The 20,008-nt window shown below is 60.8% G+C and carries 23 protein-coding genes; 10 read left to right on the top strand and 13 right to left on the bottom strand.

Annotation, left to right across the window (positions count from 1 at the left end):
* Window positions 1–89: 89 nt before the first annotated feature.
* Complete coding sequence (gene dapA / locus FOY56_RS13845) at window positions 90–962, bottom strand: 4-hydroxy-tetrahydrodipicolinate synthase (protein ID WP_146346454.1); 873 nt, start codon at window positions 960–962, stop codon at window positions 90–92.
* Window positions 963–1,101: 139 nt separating this feature from the next.
* On the opposite strand from dapA, the gene FOY56_RS13840 reads away from it, so the two are divergent.
* Window positions 1,102–3,075, top strand: coding sequence for a lytic transglycosylase domain-containing protein (locus FOY56_RS13840; protein WP_146346453.1), 1,974 nt, complete (start codon window positions 1,102–1,104; stop codon window positions 3,073–3,075).
* Here FOY56_RS13840 and FOY56_RS13835 read toward each other — a convergent pair.
* Complete coding sequence (locus tag FOY56_RS13835; RefSeq protein WP_281288828.1) at window positions 3,049–3,918, bottom strand: DMT family transporter; 870 nt, start codon at window positions 3,916–3,918, stop codon at window positions 3,049–3,051. The genes FOY56_RS13840 and FOY56_RS13835 overlap by 27 nt on opposite strands.
* Window positions 3,915–4,580, bottom strand: coding sequence for a tRNA (5-methylaminomethyl-2-thiouridine)(34)-methyltransferase MnmC2 (gene mnmC2 / locus FOY56_RS13830; RefSeq protein WP_146346452.1), 666 nt, complete (start codon window positions 4,578–4,580; stop codon window positions 3,915–3,917). Before mnmC2 ends, FOY56_RS13835 begins: the two co-directional genes overlap by 4 nt.
* Before the next feature lie 47 nt (window positions 4,581–4,627).
* Between mnmC2 and FOY56_RS13825 the strand changes: the two genes are divergently transcribed.
* Window positions 4,628–5,668, top strand: coding sequence for an NAD(P)/FAD-dependent oxidoreductase (locus FOY56_RS13825; RefSeq protein WP_246139487.1), 1,041 nt, complete (start codon window positions 4,628–4,630; stop codon window positions 5,666–5,668).
* Here the strand turns inward: FOY56_RS13825 and FOY56_RS13820 are convergent.
* On the bottom strand, window positions 5,660–6,466 hold the full coding sequence (locus FOY56_RS13820) for an HTD2 family dehydratase (RefSeq protein WP_146346451.1): 807 nt from the start codon (window positions 6,464–6,466) through the stop codon (window positions 5,660–5,662). The genes FOY56_RS13825 and FOY56_RS13820 overlap by 9 nt on opposite strands.
* A 42-nt stretch (window positions 6,467–6,508) precedes the next feature.
* Between FOY56_RS13820 and FOY56_RS13815 the strand changes: the two genes are divergently transcribed.
* Window positions 6,509–6,913 carry a VOC family protein gene (locus FOY56_RS13815; RefSeq protein WP_146346450.1) on the top strand — a complete coding sequence of 135 codons (405 nt, stop codon included), beginning with the start codon at window positions 6,509–6,511 and terminating at the stop codon, window positions 6,911–6,913.
* 13 nt (window positions 6,914–6,926) lie between these two features.
* Here FOY56_RS13815 and FOY56_RS13810 read toward each other — a convergent pair whose 3' ends face one another.
* The 4 genes from FOY56_RS13810 to FOY56_RS13795 form a co-directional block, all read right to left on the bottom strand.
* Window positions 6,927–7,469 carry an NADPH-dependent FMN reductase gene (locus FOY56_RS13810; protein WP_146346449.1) on the bottom strand — a complete coding sequence of 181 codons (543 nt, stop codon included), beginning with the start codon at window positions 7,467–7,469 and terminating at the stop codon, window positions 6,927–6,929.
* A 62-nt stretch (window positions 7,470–7,531) separates the two neighbouring features.
* A complete protein-coding gene (locus tag FOY56_RS13805; protein WP_146346448.1) occupies window positions 7,532–8,209 on the bottom strand; it encodes a YiaD family glycine zipper/OmpA-like lipoprotein in 678 nt (225 codons plus the stop codon).
* Window positions 8,210–8,344: 135 nt separating this feature from the next.
* Complete coding sequence (locus FOY56_RS13800) at window positions 8,345–9,037, bottom strand: helix-turn-helix transcriptional regulator (protein ID WP_146346447.1); 693 nt, start codon at window positions 9,035–9,037, stop codon at window positions 8,345–8,347.
* 203 nt (window positions 9,038–9,240) lie between these two features.
* Window positions 9,241–10,080 (bottom strand): methylated-DNA--[protein]-cysteine S-methyltransferase, encoded by an 840-nt coding sequence (locus FOY56_RS13795; RefSeq protein WP_146346446.1) that lies wholly within the window; start codon window positions 10,078–10,080, stop codon window positions 9,241–9,243.
* A 113-nt stretch (window positions 10,081–10,193) separates the two neighbouring features.
* Here FOY56_RS13795 and nth point away from each other — a divergent pair, with 113 nt between their 5' ends.
* Genes nth through FOY56_RS13780 form a run of 3 tightly spaced genes read left to right on the top strand, consistent with a single transcriptional unit; the run spans window position 10,194 to window position 12,426 of the window.
* Window positions 10,194–10,838: an endonuclease III gene (gene nth / locus FOY56_RS13790; protein WP_146346445.1), complete on the top strand. Its 645-nt coding sequence runs from the start codon at window positions 10,194–10,196 to the stop codon at window positions 10,836–10,838.
* A complete protein-coding gene (locus FOY56_RS13785; protein ID WP_146346444.1) occupies window positions 10,835–11,824 on the top strand; it encodes an adenosine kinase in 990 nt (329 codons plus the stop codon). Before nth ends, FOY56_RS13785 begins: the two co-directional genes overlap by 4 nt.
* Before the next feature lie 2 nt (window positions 11,825–11,826).
* Window positions 11,827–12,426, top strand: coding sequence for a GNAT family N-acetyltransferase (locus FOY56_RS13780; protein WP_146346443.1), 600 nt, complete (start codon window positions 11,827–11,829; stop codon window positions 12,424–12,426).
* Window positions 12,427–12,434: 8 nt separating this feature from the next.
* Here FOY56_RS13780 and FOY56_RS13775 read toward each other — a convergent pair whose 3' ends face one another.
* Entirely contained in the window at window positions 12,435–12,626 is a 192-nt protein-coding gene (locus FOY56_RS13775; RefSeq protein WP_146346442.1) for a hypothetical protein, read from the bottom strand.
* Between the two features lie 103 nt (window positions 12,627–12,729).
* Window positions 12,730–13,224, bottom strand: coding sequence for an RNA pyrophosphohydrolase (locus tag FOY56_RS13770; protein WP_146346441.1), 495 nt, complete (start codon window positions 13,222–13,224; stop codon window positions 12,730–12,732).
* Window positions 13,225–13,403: 179 nt separating this feature from the next.
* Between FOY56_RS13770 and FOY56_RS13765 the strand changes: the two genes are divergently transcribed.
* Complete coding sequence (locus tag FOY56_RS13765; RefSeq protein ID WP_146346440.1) at window positions 13,404–15,431, top strand: NADPH-dependent 2,4-dienoyl-CoA reductase; 2,028 nt, start codon at window positions 13,404–13,406, stop codon at window positions 15,429–15,431.
* A gap of 288 nt (window positions 15,432–15,719) precedes the next feature.
* Complete coding sequence (locus FOY56_RS13760; protein ID WP_146346439.1) at window positions 15,720–16,019, top strand: CBU_0592 family membrane protein; 300 nt, start codon at window positions 15,720–15,722, stop codon at window positions 16,017–16,019.
* Between the two features lie 74 nt (window positions 16,020–16,093).
* Here FOY56_RS13760 and FOY56_RS13755 read toward each other — a convergent pair whose 3' ends face one another.
* Both FOY56_RS13755 and FOY56_RS13750 read right to left on the bottom strand, forming a co-directional pair.
* Complete coding sequence (locus FOY56_RS13755; protein ID WP_146346438.1) at window positions 16,094–16,438, bottom strand: antibiotic biosynthesis monooxygenase family protein; 345 nt, start codon at window positions 16,436–16,438, stop codon at window positions 16,094–16,096.
* On the bottom strand, window positions 16,435–16,758 hold the full coding sequence (locus FOY56_RS13750) for an NIPSNAP family protein (RefSeq protein WP_146346437.1): 324 nt from the start codon (window positions 16,756–16,758) through the stop codon (window positions 16,435–16,437). The genes FOY56_RS13755 and FOY56_RS13750 overlap by 4 nt, the downstream gene beginning before the upstream one ends.
* 76 nt (window positions 16,759–16,834) lie before the next feature.
* Between FOY56_RS13750 and FOY56_RS13745 the strand changes: the two genes are divergently transcribed.
* Both FOY56_RS13745 and FOY56_RS13740 read left to right on the top strand, forming a co-directional pair.
* On the top strand, window positions 16,835–17,536 hold the full coding sequence (locus FOY56_RS13745; RefSeq protein WP_146346436.1) for an ArsR/SmtB family transcription factor: 702 nt from the start codon (window positions 16,835–16,837) through the stop codon (window positions 17,534–17,536).
* A gap of 281 nt (window positions 17,537–17,817) precedes the next feature.
* A complete protein-coding gene (locus tag FOY56_RS13740) occupies window positions 17,818–18,723 on the top strand; it encodes a LysR family transcriptional regulator (RefSeq protein WP_146346435.1) in 906 nt (301 codons plus the stop codon).
* Window positions 18,724–18,792: 69 nt separating this feature from the next.
* Here FOY56_RS13740 and FOY56_RS13735 read toward each other — a convergent pair whose 3' ends face one another.
* Window positions 18,793–19,971, bottom strand: a complete 1,179-nt coding sequence (locus FOY56_RS13735; protein WP_146346434.1) for a hypothetical protein — start codon at window positions 19,969–19,971, stop codon at window positions 18,793–18,795.
* Window positions 19,972–20,008 lie beyond the last annotated feature (37 nt).

Raw genomic sequence — 20,008 nt, 5'->3', positions numbered from 1 at the left:
TCGACCCGCCACCATTCTGGCGGGTCGTCGCTGTTTCAACACTGCCACACGGGCGGGATTGTTTGACCTGATCAGAGCCGTTGAAAGGCTCAGACGATACCGGCATGCGCCATGGCGGCGTCGATGGCGGCTTTGGTGCTGTCCTCCAGCCCGGTCAGGGGCGAACGCACCTCTTCGGTGCACAGGCCCAGCTTGCTGAGCGCGTATTTTGCACCCACCAGACCCGGTTCGATAAAGATCGCCTCGTGCAGCGGCATCAGTTTGTCCTGATAAGTCAGCGCGGTGGCGTAGTCGCCCGCCAGCGTCGCCTGCTGGAATTCGGCGCATAGTTTCGGTGCCACGTTCGCAGTGACCGAGATACAGCCAACTCCGCCATGTGCGTTAAAGCCCAAGGCGCTGGCATCTTCGCCCGACAACTGAACGAAATCGGCACCACAGGTTGCGCGCTGTTTGCTGACCCGCGTGATGTCGGCGGTCGCATCCTTCACGCCGATAATACGCGGCAACTTGGCAAGCTGGCCCATGGTGTCGGGCGACATGTCGATGACCGAACGCGGCGGGATGTTATAGATGATGATCGGAATATCCGCGCAATCATGCGCCGCGGTGAAATGTGCGATCATGCCCCGCTGGGTCGGCTTGTTGTAATATGGCGTCACGACCAGCGCAGCCGCGGCCCCGATCTTGGCAGCGAATTCAACAAAGCGAATCGTTTCTACCGTGTTGTTCGATCCTGCCCCGGCAATCACCGGCACCCGGCCAGCAGCGGCCTTGACCACCACTTCGACCACGGTTTCGTGTTCTTCATGGGTCAGCGTCGGGCTTTCCCCGGTGGTTCCGACAGGCACAAGCCCGGTCGATCCTTCACTGATATGCCATTCTACCAGGTGTTTGAGCGAATCCAGGTCCAACTCACCGTTGCGAAACGGGGTGACGAGTGCCGGCATCGAGCCTTTGAACATGGGTGCGCTCCCTAGATTTGCGTTTTCAACAGGCATATGGCCTGTGATAAGACCGTCCTGCCAAGATTGTGTGTTGATACTTGGCGGTCAGGAATTATCGTCACAGGCTCTAGCCTTGGTTGATTGGAAAATGCAAGTCATGACGCGCATTCTGGCCTTATTGATGGCCTCGTTTTTGTTGTTCTGTGGCCTCGTTCGGCCCGGCCATGCCACTGCGGCCGAAGACCTGCGTCGCGGGTTGGCCGCTATGCGCATTGCCGATTGGGACACGGCCCTACAAGTGTCGGGCCAACGCGGATCCGTGTCACGCGACATTATCGTCTGGCATTGGCTTCGCGCCGGTCAGGGCAGCGCAGGCGATGTTCTCGTGTTCCTTGATCGCCGCCCCGATTGGCCGGGGCTGGCGTGGCTGCGCCGTAAAAGTGAGCCGTCCTTTTCCGATCAGGATCCGGACCGGGTCGTGGCCTTTTTTGACGACGTCCCCCCCCAAACCGCCGAAGGTGCGCTGGCCTTTGCCGCAGCCCTTGCCCGAAAAGGCCGGGTGGGCGAGGCCGAGGCGACACTGGTTCTGGCCTGGCGCACGATGCCCATGGGGCGCGGATTGCAGGCCCAGTTCCTCAAGAAATACGGCAAGCTTCTGACCCCGCACCATGTCTCGCGGCTGGATCGGATGCTGTGGGACGGCCACCTAGTCAGCGCCCGCCGGATGGTGCCTCTGGTTGACGAAGGACACCGCGCGCTGGCCGAAGCGCGGATCGCGCTGCTTGACGTCGCCCCCGGTGTCGACGGGCTGATCACCAAAGTCCCCGACGCGTTGCAAACCGACCCCGGTCTGGCCCATGCGCGCTTTGTCTGGCGCGACCGCAAGGGCCGCGACAAGGATGCCATCGACCTGCTGCTCGAACGCAGCAAGACCCCCGATCTGCTGGGCGAGCCCGACAAATGGGCCACCCGACGGCGCAATCTGGCGCGTTGGGAAATGCGCAACGGCAACCCCGAACGCGCCTATCGCGTTGCCGCCTATCATCACCTGACGCCCGCCAACGGCTATGCCTTTGCTGATCTTGAGTGGATCGCCGGTTACCTTGCCCTGTCCAAACTGAACGACCCGGCCACAGCCGCACAGCATTTCGAACGCTTCGATGCGGCGGTGGCCACGCCAATCTCGAAAGGACGCGCCGGGTACTGGAAGGGCCGCGCATATGCGGCCATGGGCGATGCGGACAAGGCCTATGACGCCTATGCCATGGGCGCTGAACACCAAACGTCGTTCTATGGCCTCTTGGCGGCAGAACAAATTGGCCGCCCGTTCGATCCCGCGCTGGCCAATCCGGTCACGCCGTCTGATTGGCGCAAGGCGGGCTTCATGTCGTCAACCGTGACCCAAGCCGGGCTTTTGCTGCTGGCCGTCGATGAGATGAGCCTTGCCGAAAGGTTCCTGACCCATTTGGTCGAATCTCTGGATGCAGAACAGGCAAACCAGTTGGGCGCGATGGTGCTGGAAATGGACCAACCTCATCTGGGCGTCATGATCGCCAAACGCGCCGCACAACAGGGTAATGTGCTGGCCGAGGCGTATTATCCCCTGCACCCGATGGCCAAGGAAAAGCTGCCCATGGCCAAAGAGATGTCTTTGGCCATCGCCAGACGGGAAAGCGAATTTGACCCTGCTGTTATCAGCGGCGCAGGCGCGCGCGGGTTGATGCAGGTGATGCCCGCCACCGCCAAGCTGGTCGCAAGTGAAATGGGCATCCTCGCCAACCACGAAACGCGACGCCTTATCACCGACTGGAAATACAACGCCCGGCTGGGTGCGAATTACCTTGCCGGTCTGGCCGGTGATTTTCGCGGCAACGTGGTCATGATGTCGGCAGGCTATAACGCCGGGCCGGGCCGTCCCACCAAATGGATGGCAACCTATGGCGATCCGCGTCAGGGCCATATCGACATCGTCGACTGGATCGAACACATCCCGTTCAACGAAACCCGAAACTATGTCATGCGGGTCACCGAAAGCCTGCCGATTTATCGCGCCCGGCTGGGGCACAACCCTTTGCCCGTTCCATTCAAACAGGAACTGATCGGCTCAACCCTTTACTCGTTCGCGCCATAGGGTGAACAGCCCCGCTGCCACAATCAGCCCCGCGCCGATCAGCACGTTGTTGCGCAACGCCTCGCCAAACACGAAAAGCCCCAGAAGCGACGCCCAGACAAGGTGGAAATAGGCAAACGGCTGCACCGCCCCGGCCTCGGCCACCTCGTAGCATTTGATCAGCAGCCAATGCCCCGTCACACCGCTGACGCACAGCATCCCCATCCAGACCCAGTCATCAGAGGTCATCGGTTCCCAGAACCAGACACCGATGCCGGTCATCACAACGGCCCCGACCGTTCCGGTCCAGAAAAACGATGTCTCTGTCGTATCCCGCCGCGCCGCATAGCGGGTCAGCAACGCATAAAGCGCAAACATCAGCGCCGAGATCAGCGGGATTATCGCCGCCGGATCAAACACGCCTGTGCCCGGTTGCAGGATGATCATCACCCCGACAAACCCGATGGCAATGGCCAGCCACCGCCGCCACCCCACCGTTTCGCCCAGAACCGGACCAGACAGCGCTGCGACCAGCAGCGGGTAACACACGAACACCGCATGGCTGTTGATCAACCCCAACAAGGTAAATCCGTAAATCGCCACGCAAATTTCACCCGCCAGCATCAGGCCCCGCGTGATCTGCAACAGTGGCTGATCGGTCCGCGCCGCGCGCCGTAACCCGCCTTTTGAGCGGGCCGCTATCGCAATAACAAAGGCGGCAAAGAACCAATAACGGATCATCACCACCATCCAGGTGTTGTACGTCCCCGCCAGATGCCGCGACAGCCCGTCCTGCAAGGCAAACACAACGGTCGACGCGACCATCAACAGGATACCCAGCGAGACCGAGTTTCTCTGGCTCACGGCAAAACCGCCCGCGTCATGTGGCGTTTGCGCCCATATCCGGGGGTGCGCTCAACCGTGAAACCCGCAGCTTCCAACCCCCGCCGCACGAACCCGGCCGCCGTATAGGTCGCTGCCGTGCCGCCCTGCGCCGTATGCTGTGCAACCGACGCCATCAACTGATTTTCCCACAGTTCCGGATTTTTCGCCGGCGAAAACCCGTCCAGAAACCATGCATCCGCCTGACCGGCCCACGCGGGCAGGGTCAGACGCGCATCGCCCTCGATCACCTCCAGCCGCAAAGTGCCCAGATCGCAAACACCGCCCTGCCAGACCGCCAGAAACCGTTCGCTCCGGGGGGCAAGTTCGGGAAACGCTTCCAACGCCTGTGCCATATCCGGTTTGGCCATCGGAAACGCCTCGAAACTGGTAAAGTGCAACACGCCCGTCTGCCCGCTCTGCTCCCACAAAGCCCAGGTCGCCAGCATGTTCAGGCCCGTTCCAAAGCCCAGTTCGGCAATATGAAAACCCTGGCAAAACCGGTCCGGCAACCCATTTCCGTCCAGAAAAACATGCCGCGTTTCGGCCAAACCGTTCTGCAACGAAAAATACGGGTCATCGAACCGCTCCGAGACCGGAACGCCGCCATCTTTCCATGTCAGATTTGCCTGCTGGCCGCTCATGCCAATATTCCGTACACAAAGCGCGACACTGGGATAGGGGGCGACAAATGGCAATGGTCGACGTGACAATCCGCGGGGCAGGTGCCTTTGGTCTGTCCATCGCCTGGGCCTGCGCCCGACGCGGGGCCAAAGTGCGCGTCATCGACCCCAACGGCCCCGGCTCGGGCGCCAGTGGAGGGCTGGTCGGCGCTCTTGCCCCGCACGTCCCCGAAAACTGGAACGACAAGAAGGCATTTCAATTCGACAGCCTGATCCACGCCGAAACCTTCTGGACTGACGTCGCCACCACCGGAGGGGTCTCCACCGGATATGGCCGCACGGGCCGCCTGCAACCCATCGCCGATGACAAGGCGCTGTCCCTCGCCCAACGCCGCGCCAAAACTGCCGCCGATTTATGGCAAGGCAAAGCCATCTGGCAGGTCCGCCCTGCGTCCGACTTCGGCGCTTGGTGCCCGCACAGCCCGACGGGTCTGGTGATCCACGACACACTGACAGCCCGCATGCACCCCCGCCGGGCCTGCGCTGCCTTGGTGGCCGCCCTGACCGCAAAGGGCGCAGAAGTAACCACAGATGCCAAAGATCAAGGCCGCGTCCTGCATGCCACCGGGGCAGATGGGCTGATCGCGCTCAGCACCGCTTTGGGCAAACCCATCGGCAATGGCGTCAAAGGTCAGGCGGCTCTTCTGCAACACGACGCCGCAAACGCCCCACAGCTTTTTGCCGACACCGTCCACATCATCCCACACGCCGATGGAACCGTCGCCATCGGATCAACCAGCGAACGCGATTACGACGACCCGACCAGCACCGATGACCAGCTTGATACCGTGATCGCCCGCGCCATGGCCGCAGTCCCCGCCCTGCAAAACGCCCCGGTGATCGAACGCTGGGCTGGCCTGCGGCCCCGTGCCAAGTCGCGCGCCCCCATGCTGGGCGACCATCCGCTATACCCCGGTCAGTTCATCGCCAACGGAGGCTTCAAGATCGGCTTTGGCATGGCCCCCAAGGTGGCCGAGATCATGGCTGATCTGCTTTTGGACGGTCACGACGCGATTCCCGACGATTTCCGCCCCGCCGCCTCACTCTGAGTGGGCCGTGGCGACCATGCACTGCCGCCCATCCGGCCCGCGCACCCACAGGTCGCGGCCATTCCGGCACAGCGTCGCCGTCTCATAATGCATCAGCGGCGATGACGCGCGAAAGCTGAACTCTGCCAGCGGCCCCATCAACTCTGTCGCCAACAGCATCAGATGCTGCGCCAGCAATGGCCCATGTACCACCAATCCGTCATAGCCTTCGACGTCTCGGGCATAATCCAGATCGTAATGAATGCGGTGCCCGTTGAAGGTCAGCGCCGAATAGCGAAACAACAACGTCGACGTGAAAGAGACCTCGCGCAGATCGGTTTCATCCACACGCGCAACCGGGGCCTCGGGACGCGGCGCGCCCGCATCAGGGTCTTCGCGATAAACCAGATCCTGCCATTCGGTGACGCACAACTGACCGCCTTGCCAGATTTCATGCTTCAGCGTGACAAAGGCCAGCGGCCCGGTTCGCCCGTCCTTGCGCACCGCCGTTTCCAACGTACTGCGCTTTTCAGCAACGCGACCCGCCAGCAACGGAACTGCAAAGGCCAATCGCCCCCCGGCCCACATCCGCCGCGGCAACCCCATGTCAGGGATCAACCCACTCCCACCAACCTTCGGGTGCCCATCCCGGCCCAGCCCATCGGGCGGTTGTGGCGACCAGAAATACAGCTGATGGAAAAACGGCGGCAACGCGCTGCCAACCTCAAAATCCGTACCCTCGCCCAGCGCCACACGAAACGCATTCGCCCGCGCCGGGTCGATCACATCGCTTTGACTTTCCACATAGGTCTCATTCATGCTCGCACCATATTGCAGAGCTTCCCCAAAGGACAATCACCGATGCCACCATCCGTCACCGCTCTTGATCATCTTGTTCTGACGGTCCGCGACATCGACCGCACTGTCGGTTTCTACACCCGGGTTCTGGGTATGCAGTCCGAAAAATTCCGCCCCGCCGATGGCTCATCCCGATACGCGCTGAAATTCGGGCGCCAAAAGATCAACCTGCACCCAGCTGCCAGCCCGTTCGATCCCAAAGCAGCACATCCGGGCCCCGGAACAGCAGACCTTTGTTTCCTGACCGAAACGCCGCTGGATAGGTGGCAGGCCCACCTCGAAACCCAAAACATAGAGATCGAAGAAGGCCCGGTGCCCCGCACCGGGGCCACCGGGCCGATCCTGTCAATCTACCTACGCGATCCCGATGGAAACCTGATCGAAATCAGCACCCCCGCCCAAGGCTAAGGCCCCCAAAGCGCTAACGCCCGATTTCTGCCCGCAACTTGTCCATCAACTGCTGCAACGTCGCTTCATACAGCTCACTCTTCAGCTGCCCCGCGTCGTCAAACTGGTTTGTGCAATCCGCCAGATGCACCTCAGGGCCTTGCAACAAGCGCGGCTGAAACGCCACCATGCACAACCGCAAAATCGCCTGAGAACGCTCACCACCTGCACGACCCGAGGACGCCGACATCACAGCGACAGGTTTGTTCGCCCAGGGCTTGCCCGAGGTCCGGCTCACCCAATCCAGCGCGTTTTTCAGAACACCGGAAGGCGCTTTGTTGTATTCCGGCGTCGAAATCACCACCGCATCTGCCGCCGCGATCTGATCTGCCAAGACCTGAACCGAGGCGGGGATGCCCTCGGCCTCTTGCAGGTCGGCATCAAACAGCGGCAGCCGCAAATCGCCCTCGGCAAAGCTGCACGGCCCGAACAGGCGCGCGGCTTCACGCAACAGCATGGAATTTGTAGATCCCCGGCGCAGCGCGCCGGAGAGGCCCAAAAGGACGGGGTCAGCCATTAAGTCAGTCTCCGATCAATACACGTGCCAAGACATAGGCCCCGGCACGCCTGTTGACCAGATCAGGAAGACTGCTTGGGGATCACGACAATTTCGACGCGGCGGTTCTGCGCTTTGCCTTCCGGCGTCAGGTTCGACGCGATCGGTTGCGCTTCGCCCTGCCCGATGACCGACAGCCGCTCATACGACACACCGTTGGATTGCAGGATGTCGGCAACCGCATTGGCGCGACGCTGAGACAGACCAAGGTTATAGGTCGCATCGCCATCGCTATCGGTATGGCCGATCACTTGCACGGTCGATTTCGGATACTTCACCATCACCCCGGCCACAGTCTGCAGTTCCGGTGTCAGCGCAGACTTCACTGTATAGCTGTCGGTGGCAAACGTGATGTCATTCGGGAACGAGACGATCAGACGGTCGCCGGTATTGGTGATTGTGATGCCCTGGTTTGCCAGTTGCTGGCGCAGTTCGGCCTCTTGCTGATCCAGCGAATTGCCGATGGCACCGCCGGCGGCCGCGCCGACAACAGCCCCGCCCAGAACGGCGGCTGTCTTGTTCGATGAATTCGACACCGCCCCAAGACCCGCTCCGACAAGCCCGCCGATGATCGCACCGGTTTTCGTGTTCTTGTTCGGGTCCGCGGACGCATCCAGATTGGCAGGGTTCGTCGGGGTGCACGCGCCCAAAAGGAACACACCACATACAGCCGCCGCAATTGGCGCTTTGAAATTGATCATACTCAGCCTCGTTTTTATTATGACCCGACTGCTTCGGGGCGTTTGAACCCTGTATAACATGGCCACGCCCCCCTGTCTCAAGGGCAATTGCACAGCCATCGGCAAAGCCTTGCCCATCGCCGGTCTAGGCCCGCCTCAGAACGTGATCGTTTCAATCTGCGGCACATCGGTTTCGCGCAGCAACTGGCGCAGCCCGGCCGCCTGCCCTTCAAAAAACGCCTCTTGCGGATCACAGGCCCAAATCCGGTCGGTCCTGAAATGACGGAACCCCCCGCGCAATTCGCACCAGGCCCCCAACAGGATGCAATCGACGTGATAGACCAGCCCCAGGGGCCGGATGACCCGGTCGGTTTCGCTGCCATCCTCATCGCGATAAATCAGACGCAGCTTACGCTCGTCCCGAATGGCCGAGCGCAACACCGACACAGACACACACCCCCGCGCCGGATCATCCGGCGCCGCGCCCTGCGTGGAAATCTGCAACCAGTCCGCAGGCCCGTGCAGCGCTTCGACCTTGTGGCAGATCCGCAGAGCCGCCTGTTGCAAAGCACTGTCCCCGGTTCGGGCCAGCATCGCCAGCCCGACCCGCAGCGCCTCGACCTCTTCACTGTCAAAGTTCAGCGGCGGCAGATCATAGCCCCGCCGCATCACGTATCCCAACCCCGCCTCGCCTTCGATCGGCGTGCGCATTGCCTGCAGGGCAGCGATATCGCGATACACAGTGCGCTTTGATACCTCCAGCCGCTCGGCGATCTGTGTTGCCGTCATCGGTGCCTCGGCAGCACGCAAAATCTGGATAATTTCGAACAGGCGGGTTGAACGGCGCATCGCATCCTCAGAGTTGCTGCTGCCACTCTAACATGGGCTGCTGACAACGGGCTGTCAGCAGCAACCTGCGTAAATGTGCTCAGACAGGAGAGCTGATATGAGCCATTATGACAATCACGTGCTGATGACCCTGAAACTGGATCGCTGGCATCCCGACTATACCCCACCGGGGCTGGTCGTCTGCCCCATAGTCCCCCGCTGGATCAGGCGTCGGATCGCGCGGATTCGTACGCCAAAAGCGCCCGCTTCACCGGCAATCCCCAGTGATACCCGCCCAGCTCACCTGATTTGCGCAACGCCCGATGGCACGGGATAAGCCAGCTCACGGGATTGCGGCCCACCGCAGTCCCGACCGCCCGCACCGCCTTGGGCTTGCCCACGGCGTCAGCGATCTCGGAATAGGTCGTCACCTGACCAGACGGGATCTGTAACAACGCCTCCCACACCTTGATCTGCAAGGGTGAGCCGATCATGTGCAGCGCGGTTTCGCCCTTTTGGTCATAGGCGGCCAGCACCAACGGGCGCAGCAACATCGGATCCTCGACATACTCGGCCTTGGGCCAGCGCGACCGCATATCTTCCATCGCCGCCTCGGTTCCGGTCTCAGACGCAAACGCGATGCCGCAGATCCCCTTTTCCGTTCCCATCACCAGCGACAACCCGAACGGGCTGTCAAACCAGCCCCAGTACACCGTGACATCCTGTCCGTTGCGGGCATACTCGCCGGGGCTCATCGCCTCCCACCGCACAAACAGATCATGCAACCGTCCGCTGCCTGACAGCCCGACGGCGTGCGACGTCTCTAACGTCGTGAACCGCTCGCGCAGCATCGACTTGGCGTGTCCCAGCTTCAGATACTGCTGATACTTCTTGGGCGACACACCCACCCAGCGCGAAAAAAGGCGCTGAAAATGCGCCGGGCTCATATCCATCTGCGCCGCCAGATCTTCCAAGGCCAGGTTTTCACCGCCCTCGTCAATCAGATCAATGGCACGCCGCATCACGTTAAAATGGTATCCCTGTTCGGGGGCCTGGGTATTCATCACAAACTTCTCCACGTCCTTGCAGACAAACTAGGCAACAGACCGCGCCAAAGCGACCCGATTCCTGCGCTTTGGCGTTGCAGGGTGGCGACCAGCACGGCATTAAGTCCCGGATGGCCAAGCAACTTGATTACCACACGATCCGCGAGATCTTTAGCCGCTTTCAGGCGCGCGAACCCGAACCCAAGGGGGAACTGGATCACGTCAACGCCTATACGTTGGTCGTGGCCGTCGCCCTGTCGGCGCAGGCCACCGATGTCGGCGTGAACAAAGCCACCAAAGAGCTGTTCAAGATCGCCGATACCCCGCAGAAAATGCTGGATCTGGGCGAAGAGCAGCTGATCGAACATATCAAGACCATCGGCCTTTATCGCAACAAGGCCAAGAACGTCATCAAACTGTCGCGCATTCTGGTCGACGACTATGACGGCGTCGTGCCAAATTCGCGCGCAGCACTTGAATCGCTGCCCGGCGTCGGGCGCAAGACCGCCAATGTGGTGCTGAACATGTGGTGGCATTACCCCGCTCAGGCGGTCGACACGCATATCTTCCGCCTTGGCAACCGGTCGGGCATCTGCCCCGGCAAGGATGTCGTCGCTGTTGAGCGCGCCATCGAAGACAACATTCCGGTCGATTTCCAGCAGCATGCGCATCACTGGATGATCCTGCACGGCCGCTATCACTGCAAAGCACGCAAGCCGATCTGTGGCGCCTGCCTCATCCGCGACCTGTGCCAATTCGAGGACAAGACACTATGAAGACCTATCAACTCGTCGGAATCGGCAACGCCGTCGTGGACGTGATCAGCCAGGCTGACGACATCTTTCTTGACCACATGGGCATCGAAAAAGGCATCATGCAACTGATCGAGCGTGAGCGCGCCGAAACCCTGTATGGCGCCATGGAAAGCCGCGTGCAGACGCCCGGCGGGTCGGTGGCCAACACCATCGCAGGCGCAGGCGCATTGGGGCTGAATACCGCCTTCATCGGACGGGTCAGCGACGACGCTTTGGGCCATTTCTATGCCGACGCGATGAACGAAGACGGCGTTGATTTCGTCAATCCGCCGGTCGCGGGCGGCGAACTGCCGTCATCGCGGTCGATGATCTTTGTCTCGCCCGATGGCGAACGCTCGATGAACACTTATCTGGGCATCTCGGCCGAACTCAGCTCGCTCGATGTTCCGGGCGAAGTGGCCGGCAATGCCGAACTGATGTTCCTCGAAGGCTATCTGTTCGACAAGGACAAAGGCAAAGCCGCGTTTCTTGAGGCCGCGCGTGACTGCCACAAAGGTGGCGGCAAGATCGGCATCGCGATTTCCGATCCGTTCTGCGTCGACCGTCACCGGCATGATTTCCTGTCACTGATCGAACACGAGATGGATTACGTGATCGGCAACGAGGCCGAGATCAAGGCCCTGTTCGAAACCGACAAGCTGGAAGATGCGTTGACCCTGACCGCTGGCCTGTGCCCAATGGTTGTCTGCACCCGCTCGGGCGATGGCGTCACGGTCATCTCGGGCACCGACCGGGTCGATGTGCCAGTTGAAAAGGTCACCCCCGTGGATGCCACCGGCGCGGGCGATCAGTTTGCCGCCGGGTTCCTGTTCGGCCTGTCCACCGGACGCGACATCGAAACCTGCGCCCGCATCGGCAACATCTGCGCGCGCGAAGTCATTTCGCACATTGGGCCTCGCCCCGAAACCAACATGCTGGACGTGCTGCGCAGCGAAGGGTTGCTCTGATCATGCTCGACAAGGGGTTTCACGATGTCCCGCCGGGGGCCATCGCCACGGTGGTCACCCATCTTGAGATGCGTGAAAAACCCGACCTCCGTCCGGTCTCTGCGCCGGACGGTATATCCTTGAATTTCGTGACATCCCCGTCGACCGACTGGTACCGCGACCTGTACACCCGCGTTGGCGGGCACGACTGGCTGTGGTTCTCGCGGCTGGCGATGTCCGAATCCGAACTTTCCGCCATCCTGACCGACCCCAAAGTCGAGGTTTACGCCATCGAACTGGATGGTCATGCCGAAGGCTTGTTAGAGCTTGATTTTCGCCAGGACACCGAATGCGAACTGGCCTTTTTCGGCCTGACCACCCGGATGATCGGTCGGGGACTGGGCCGGTTCATGATGAACGCCGCCATAGACCATGCGTGGCGCAAACCAATCACCCGGTTTCACGTCCACACCTGCACACTGGATCACCCGTCAGCCCTTGGGTTTTACCAACGCAGCGGGTTCACACCGATCCGCCAGCAAATCGAAATCGCCGATGACCCCCGGCTGGCCGGGTTGATCCCGCGCGACGCGGGATCCCATATACCGATCATCGAAAGCTGAAGGGCGGCTTACCAGTTCGGGTGATACCCGCGACCGGACCCGACATTCACATGCACCGGACCGCACTGCGCACCGACACTGGCACCGGTATGAACACCGCCCGATCCGACGCCAACGTTTACGTTGGTACGGGGCGTGTTACAGGCCTCGCACCCAGCAAGAAGCGTGCTGGAAAAGGCCAAAACAATAAGCAATCGCATGTAATTTTCTTTCTCTAACGAATCCCGCAGCGGTCAAAAACACCCACCCTGTCCGCTAAACGTAACAATGACACCCTAAGTGCAGCAAGAGCCAAAGCCCTAATTATACCGAAAACCCCAGGTGTTTATCGAACGCCGCCAGCACTTGCCTGTAGACGTCTCGTTTGAACGGCACGATCCGGTCGACCAGATGCACAGGCTCCTGCCACTTCCACACCGTGAATTCGGGATGTTCAGTCGCAATATCCACCTGATCATCGGTGCCGTGAAACCGCATCAGATACCACTTCTGCTCTTGCCCGCGATACTTGCCCTTCCAGATCTGCGGCACGATATCATGCGGAAGATCATAGGGCAGCCAGTCGTCAGTCTGATCGACGATCTCGACCAGATCACGGGTCACACCGGTTTCTTCCCACAACTCACGCAGCGCTGCTTCGCGCGGGTCTTCGCCCTTGTCGACCCCGCCCTGCGGCATTTGCCAGGCTTCGGCATGGCGGTCATTGCGCTGCCCTACGAACACATGGCCGTCTGCATTCATCAGCATCACGCCGACACAACGACGATAGGGCAGTTTCGCGATCTCTTCCGGGGTCATCTGGTGTCTCCATTCGGTACTGCCCTTGTCTAGCAACGCCCCCGTCCGACACAAGGGGCACCTTGCCACGCAGGATGTTTCACGCATGTTAACGTAAGGCGCCAATTTCAATGACGCTGCGTTCAGGATGACTCGCACGCAAACCATCGTAAACCTGCACGCAACTAAGGGAGAGTGATATGACTGCGTACCCACATCTTTTGGCCCCGCTTGATCTGGGCTTTACCACACTGAAAAACCGCGTCCTCATGGGCTCGATGCACACCGGTCTTGAAGAAACCAAAGACTGGAACCGCGTCGCCGAATTCTATGCCGAACGCGCCCGCGGCGGTGTTGCGCTGATGGTCACGGGTGGCATCGCGCCCAACCGCGAAGGCGGCGTTCTGCCCGGCGCCTCGGGCATGATGAACGACAAGGATGTCGCCGACCATTCCATCGTCACCCAACGCGTGCACGACGCGGGCGGCAAGATCGCCATGCAGATCCTGCATGCGGGCCGCTATGCCTATAGCCCCGAATGCGTCGCCCCCAGCCCGGTGAAATCCCCAATCTCGCCCTTCCCGCCTGCCGAACTGGACGAAGACGGCATCCAGAAACAGATCAACGACATCGCAAACTCCGCCGTTCTGGCCCAGAAGGCCGGCTATGACGGGGTCGAGATCATGGGCTCCGAAGGCTACTTCCTGAACCAGTTCATCGTCACCCACACCAACAAACGCACCGACGGGTGGGGCGGATCGTACGAAAACCGCATCAAACTGCCGATTGAGGTCGTCCGCCGCACCCGCGAGGCTGTCGGCCCGGATTTCATCATCATCTACCGCCTGTCGATGATTGACCTGATCCCCAACGGCTCGACCCACGCAGAAGTCGTGCAACTGGCGCAGGAAATCGAAAAGGCCGGCGCCACGATCATCAACACCGGCATCGGCTGGCACGAAGCCCGCATTCCCACCATCGCCACCTCTGTCCCGCGGCGCGCCTTTGCCTGGGTCACGAAAAAGCTGATGGGCAAGGTCTCTATTCCCGTCATCACCTCCAACCGGATCAACACGCCCGAAATCGGCGAAGAGGTTCTGGCCGAAGGCTGCGCCGACATGGTGTCAATGGCCCGCCCAATGCTGGCCGACGCGCATTTCGTCGCCAAGGCCGCCAATGATGAGAGCGCCAAGATCGCCCCCTGCATCGGCTGTAACCAGGCCTGTCTCGATCACACATTCGGCGGCAAGCTGACCACCTGTCTGGTCAACCCGATGGCCTGCTATGAAACCGAACTGACCATCACCAAATCCGACACCCCCAAAACCATCGCCATCGTCGGCGCAGGCCCCGCCGGTCTGTCCACCGCGATGACGGCGGCCGAACGCGGCCACACCGTGACCCTGTTCGACCGTGCCGACGAAATCGGCGGCCAGCTCAACATGGCCAAGCAGGTCCCCGGCAAGGAAGAGTTCTGGGGCTTCGTCGACTGGTACCGTACCATGATCGCCGATCTGGGCATCACCGTGGAACTGGGCAAAGAGATCACTGCCGACGACCTGACCGGCTATGATGAGGTTATCATTGCCACCGGCGTCCTGCCCCGCGATCCGCAGATTCCTGGTCAGGACGGCCCCAACGTGGTCGACTATATCGACGTTCTGCGCGGCAAGGTGACCGTGGGTGACCGCGTCGCCGTGATCGGCGCGGGTGGCATCGGTTTTGATGTCTCCGAATACCTCGTGCACGACGGCGACAGCCCCACCGAAAACCTCCCCCTCTGGATGGAAGAATGGGGCGTGACCGACCCGGAAAAAGCCCGTGGCGGTCTGGCCCCCGAAGGCCCGCAACCCCACAAGCCCGCGCGCCAGGTCACCCTGCTGCAACGCAAGTCCGAAGCCCTGGGCAAACGCCTCGGCAAGACCACCGGCTGGATCCACCGCGCCGCGCTTAAGATGAAGAATGTCGAATTTGTTGGCGGCGTGAATTATGAACGCATCGATGCCGACGGCCTGCACGTCAGCTTTGGTGAGGCCCGCGAAAACCCGAAAGTGATCCCCGCCGACACAATCGTCCTTTGTGCCGGTCAGGTCTCGGATCGCTCGCTGGCCGACGCGCTGGCCGACAAGGGGATCACCTCCCATGTCATCGGTGGCGCCGATGTGGCCTCAGAACTCGATGCCAAACGCGCCATCCGTCAAGGCACCGAACTGGCCGCCGCATTGTAAAGGGCATCCATCGAAAATAATTGCCGCGAGCACCCGTTCAAACAGGCGCTCGCAGCTCCAAAAAACGCCTGATCGGCACATGTCAGGCGACGTCTGCCAGCCCCTCACACCAGAACAAAACCGCTCATCCACCTTGTTTTACAAGGCGTCCAGCCGCTTTTCGCGCGCGTTTTCGGCAGACAAATGCCCGGTCAGGATTTCCTGACCTGACGCCGGTTTTCATCCAGCCTAACGTCTATGCATATTGTTTGTGGACGGTTGCAGTCCTTTAATACGTAGGTTTTTTTCATGTTTGGATTTGATTTTGCGCCTGTTGATCTGGAAGTATTCTGCCGGACGCTGGGCTTGATTGGCTTCGCGATTTATGTGCTGGCCTTTATCAGCCTGAGTTTCGGCAGGCTCACCAGCACAAGACCCCTCTATTTCGTTATGGTCCTTGTTGCGTCCAGCTGCGTATTGGCCAGCCTCTGGGCAGATTTCAACCTGTCCGCAGCGCTGATCCAATCGTTCTATATCGTCGTGTCGCTTGGAGCGATTGCCGTCCGCAGCCGCGTGTGGCTGGGATCGGGTCTCATGATCCGGAAATGACACGCCCCGGGCTCAGGCCCCTCCCGCTGGCCCGGGGCGACCACCTTTGATCACACGCGCAACCGCGCCCGGCGTCAGCCGTGCTCAGCGCGGCTGTCGGCGGGCGCCGCGGCCCGGTCGTCCATGCCATAATCCCGGATCACCTGCGCCACCCGCAACCGGTACCCGGCAAAGATCCCGCCCCGCCCCTTGGCCTGCGCGCCGCGATGCTCGGCCAATGCCCGCCACTGCGTCACGGCCGCCTCGTCGCGAAAAAACGACAACGACAACAGTTTCTCGGGGTTGGTCAGGCTCTGAAACCGCTCGACCCCCAGAAACCCGTCCACCTGCTCGGCCAGTGGCCGCATGGCGGCCGCCACATCCAGATAGTGATCCATCTGCCCCTCGGCCGGTTCAACTTCGAAAATAATCGCGATCATAGGTCCCCTCCCTGCGGTGCCGAGGCCAGCGTCAGCCAGGTTCGGTCTTCACGCAACAGGAACTTTTCCCGCTGGGCAAACTCATAGTTTTCCCGCCCCAACGGATCAGCCGCCAACCGCGTGCGATAGGCCTCATAGGCAGCAAGGCTGGGGATATTGTAGATCCCATAGGCCAGCGTCGACGATCCTTCGTGCGGGGCATAATAGCCGATCAGATCGGCCCCGCAGCGCGGGATCGCCTGCCCCCAGTTGCGCGCATATTGCTGAAATTCGGCCTTTTTCGTGGGATCGATCTGGTATCGAATGATACAGGTGAGCATGTGGAGGTTCCTTTTTTTGATCTCTCCCCAGGTTTAGCAGCTTCCTAAACGTCCATGCTTCGATTATGATCGAACTATGAAAGACGGACCCGACATCGCCCGACTCGCCGCCCTGATTGGCGACCCGGCCCGTGCCAACATCCTGACGGCTCTCATGTCCGGCAAGGCGCTGACGGCAAGCGAACTGGCCACCGAAGCCGGCGTCAGCCCGCAAACGGTCAGCTCCCATTTGCGCAAACTGGAAGAGGGCGGGCTTACCACGGTACTCAAGCAAGGCCGGCACAGATATGTGTCGCTCTCCGGCGATGACGTTGCCCAGGCGCTGGAAGGCCTCATGGGTCTCGCGGCAGGGCGCGGTCACCTGCGGGTGCGGACCGGTCCGAAAGACCCCGAACTGCGCCACGCAAGGGTGTGCTACAATCACCTCGCCGGTGAACGCGGCGTCCAGATGTTTCGCGCCATGCGCGCATGCGGGCACCTGGCCCTGGACGGCGACGCGGTCACCCTGACCGACACCGGCACCCGGTTCGTCACTGATCTTGGCATAGATCTGGCCGAACTCGAAAAAAGCCGCGCCCCGATGTGCCGCGAATGCCTGGACTGGAGCGCGCGACAATATCACCTCGCCGGAACACTCGGCCGCGCCATGCTGACCCGTATGGAGCACCTTGGCTGGATGTCCCGCGCAAGCGAGGGCCGCGTGATCACCTTGACCACCCAAGGCGCAGCCCGGTTCGACACGCTGTTCATGCCCGATCGCGCAAGCCAAAGCGTCTGAACCGCGCCAAACGCCGTCAGCAACACGGACCAAACCGCCGACACCACCCAGCAACTAGACCCGAAACGCTCCCGCCAGTCGTCGATCCCCTAACGGTGATCTCCTCCTGTTGGGCGCAGGCCGCGCAATCCCGTCTCAACACACTGGAAACGACTGTTTCTACGTTTCCGCGCGCTCAACGATCCACATCAAAACCCTGATATTATCCCAAGACTGCCCCGTTCTTGCCCAGATCTGAAGCGATACAGGTCATCGGAACACGAGAAGCCGAGGAAAATTAAATGGACCGTCTCACCGAAATGGAAGCCTTCGCCAATGTCGTGGATCAAGGAGGATTCACCGATGCGGCCAAAAAGATGGGGATCTCCAAATCGGCTGTGTCCAAACACGTCTCAAGCCTGGAAGCGCGCCTTGGTGCCCGCCTGCTGAACCGCACGACCCGTCGTGTCAGCCCGACCGAGATTGGCCTTGCCTATTATGACCGCGCCCGCCGCGTGTTGAACGATGCTGGCGAAGCCGACGCGCTGGTCACATCCATGCAATCCGCGCCATCCGGCCTTCTGCGGATCTCGGTTGCGACCGACTTCGGCGTCAATCACCTGTCCCCGGTTCTGTCCGAATTCCTGTCCGACTTCCCCGAGATCACCGTGAACATGGTTCTGAACAATCGCTACGTCGAACTGATTTCGGAAGGGTTCGATATGGCGATCCGAATCGGAGAGCTGGAAGACAGCACCCTGCGTGCCCGCAAACTGACCGAAACCACCAAGCGCATGATCGCCTCGCCCGAGTATTTCGAGCGTTATGGCCGCCCGCAAAAGATCGACGATCTGAACGAGCACAAGTTGCTGCATTATTCGAACCAGTCCAGCGGCAATGTCTGGAAACTGACCGCGCCATCCGGCGAAAAGCGTCAGGTGCGCACCGCTGGCTGGCTGAGTGTCAACGACGGCCAATCCTTGCTGAACGCCGCGATTTCGGGCCTCGGCATCGCCTATCTGCCCAGCTATCTCTATTCAGATGCCCTTGACGAAGGCCTGATCGAAGACGCCATGCCGTCGCTTCCGATGGAAACCCAAGGCATCTATGCCGTCTACCCGCCGGGCCGTTTCACCCAGCCCAAGGTCCGCGCCTTTATCGATTTCCTGGCGCATCAATTCGCCGACAAAGGCCCGACCAACTGGTAACTCTTTTCATGTTGCTTCCCTTGGCAACCCAACCTGCCCCCGGCGCCGCTTGGCTTCGGGGGTTTCTTTTTAGCGCTTGGGTTCCAGCCACAGCTCCAGCGTGTTTTGCGCCGGTTTCGGCCCCTTCGACCAGCCGGTCAAATCCTCAACACCGACTCGGTTCACATACCCCTGATCCATCAGGATTTGATTGACCTCGGCCGCCAGCGCCCGCGCGGCCGCCCGGTCCTCTTTCCAGAAATACCGGACCTCCTGCAGATTTGCGGAAGATGACAGCCGTTCCTCGCGCGGCACCTCATACCCGAACAGCCGCAATTCGTCCGAGATGCCCTCGATAATCGACCGGCCCACGCCGGCGAATTGCACATAGACCAGCGACAGCGGTTCCTGTTCGACGACGACCACGGGTTCGACCATCATTTCTGGCGGCGGCGCGATCTGTTGTGACTGGGCGAACCCACGCACCTCATCAATCGCGGCTTCGTCCACACCACCCTGCGGGCCGGTGCCATCCGTTATGCGTTGCTGCAACACCACCAGTTGCGCGCTCAGCTGTTCAACCTGCTCGGCCAGGCTGTCCAACCCCGTTGCAAGCGTGCTCAACCCTTCCTGGCTGGCCTGCGCCTGGTCCGTATTGCGCGACCGCAACGCATCCGACTGGGCCTGAATCTCTTTGATCAGCTCTTCCTGAGCTGTCGAGATTTCGGTCTTGATCCCGTCCAGACTGGCACGAAGGTGGGTCACGTCGTTGGCGACCTCGGTCCGGGTCAGGTCCACGTCCTTTTCCATCTGCGTCAACTGTGCCGAGCGGCGTTGCGCCTCAGTCTCGGCATCCAGCAGCTTTTCCTCGCGCCGCTCCAGATGGTCGTCCAGAATTTCCAACCGAGAAAACGTCTTTTGCGCGGCGACGTTGGCCTCTCCCGTTGCGGTCTGCATTTGTTGCAAAGTGGTATCCACCCGCTCCTGCCAAAACCTCAGAAACTGATCGACTTCTGTCTGTGCATTGTCGCGCAGGGCGGCCACATCGTTTGTGACCTTCAGGTTCACGTCCCGAACCAGTTCATCGCCCCGCAGCTCGGCGGCGACCTTGGCCGATTGGATCACGTTATAGCCAAAGAAACCCAGAACCCCGGACACGAACACGCCCATGGCGGCAAAATAGGTAACGACTCGTTTGCGGACCGTGTTTTCCAGCCGGTCGGCCAGATCATCTTCGAAACGGCGCAACTCTTCCTCGTCGATCTGCATGTGAAATATCCTCGTGAAAACCAGAGCCCTAATGCCG

Origin of the sequence: Falsiphaeobacter marinintestinus (genome assembly GCF_007923355.1) — a bacterium.
GTDB classification, from domain to species: Bacteria; Pseudomonadota; Alphaproteobacteria; order Rhodobacterales; family Rhodobacteraceae; genus Phaeobacter_A; species Phaeobacter_A marinintestinus.
The sequence above is the reverse complement of the archived record's forward strand: the minus strand, read 5'-3'. Positions and strand labels throughout refer to the sequence as shown.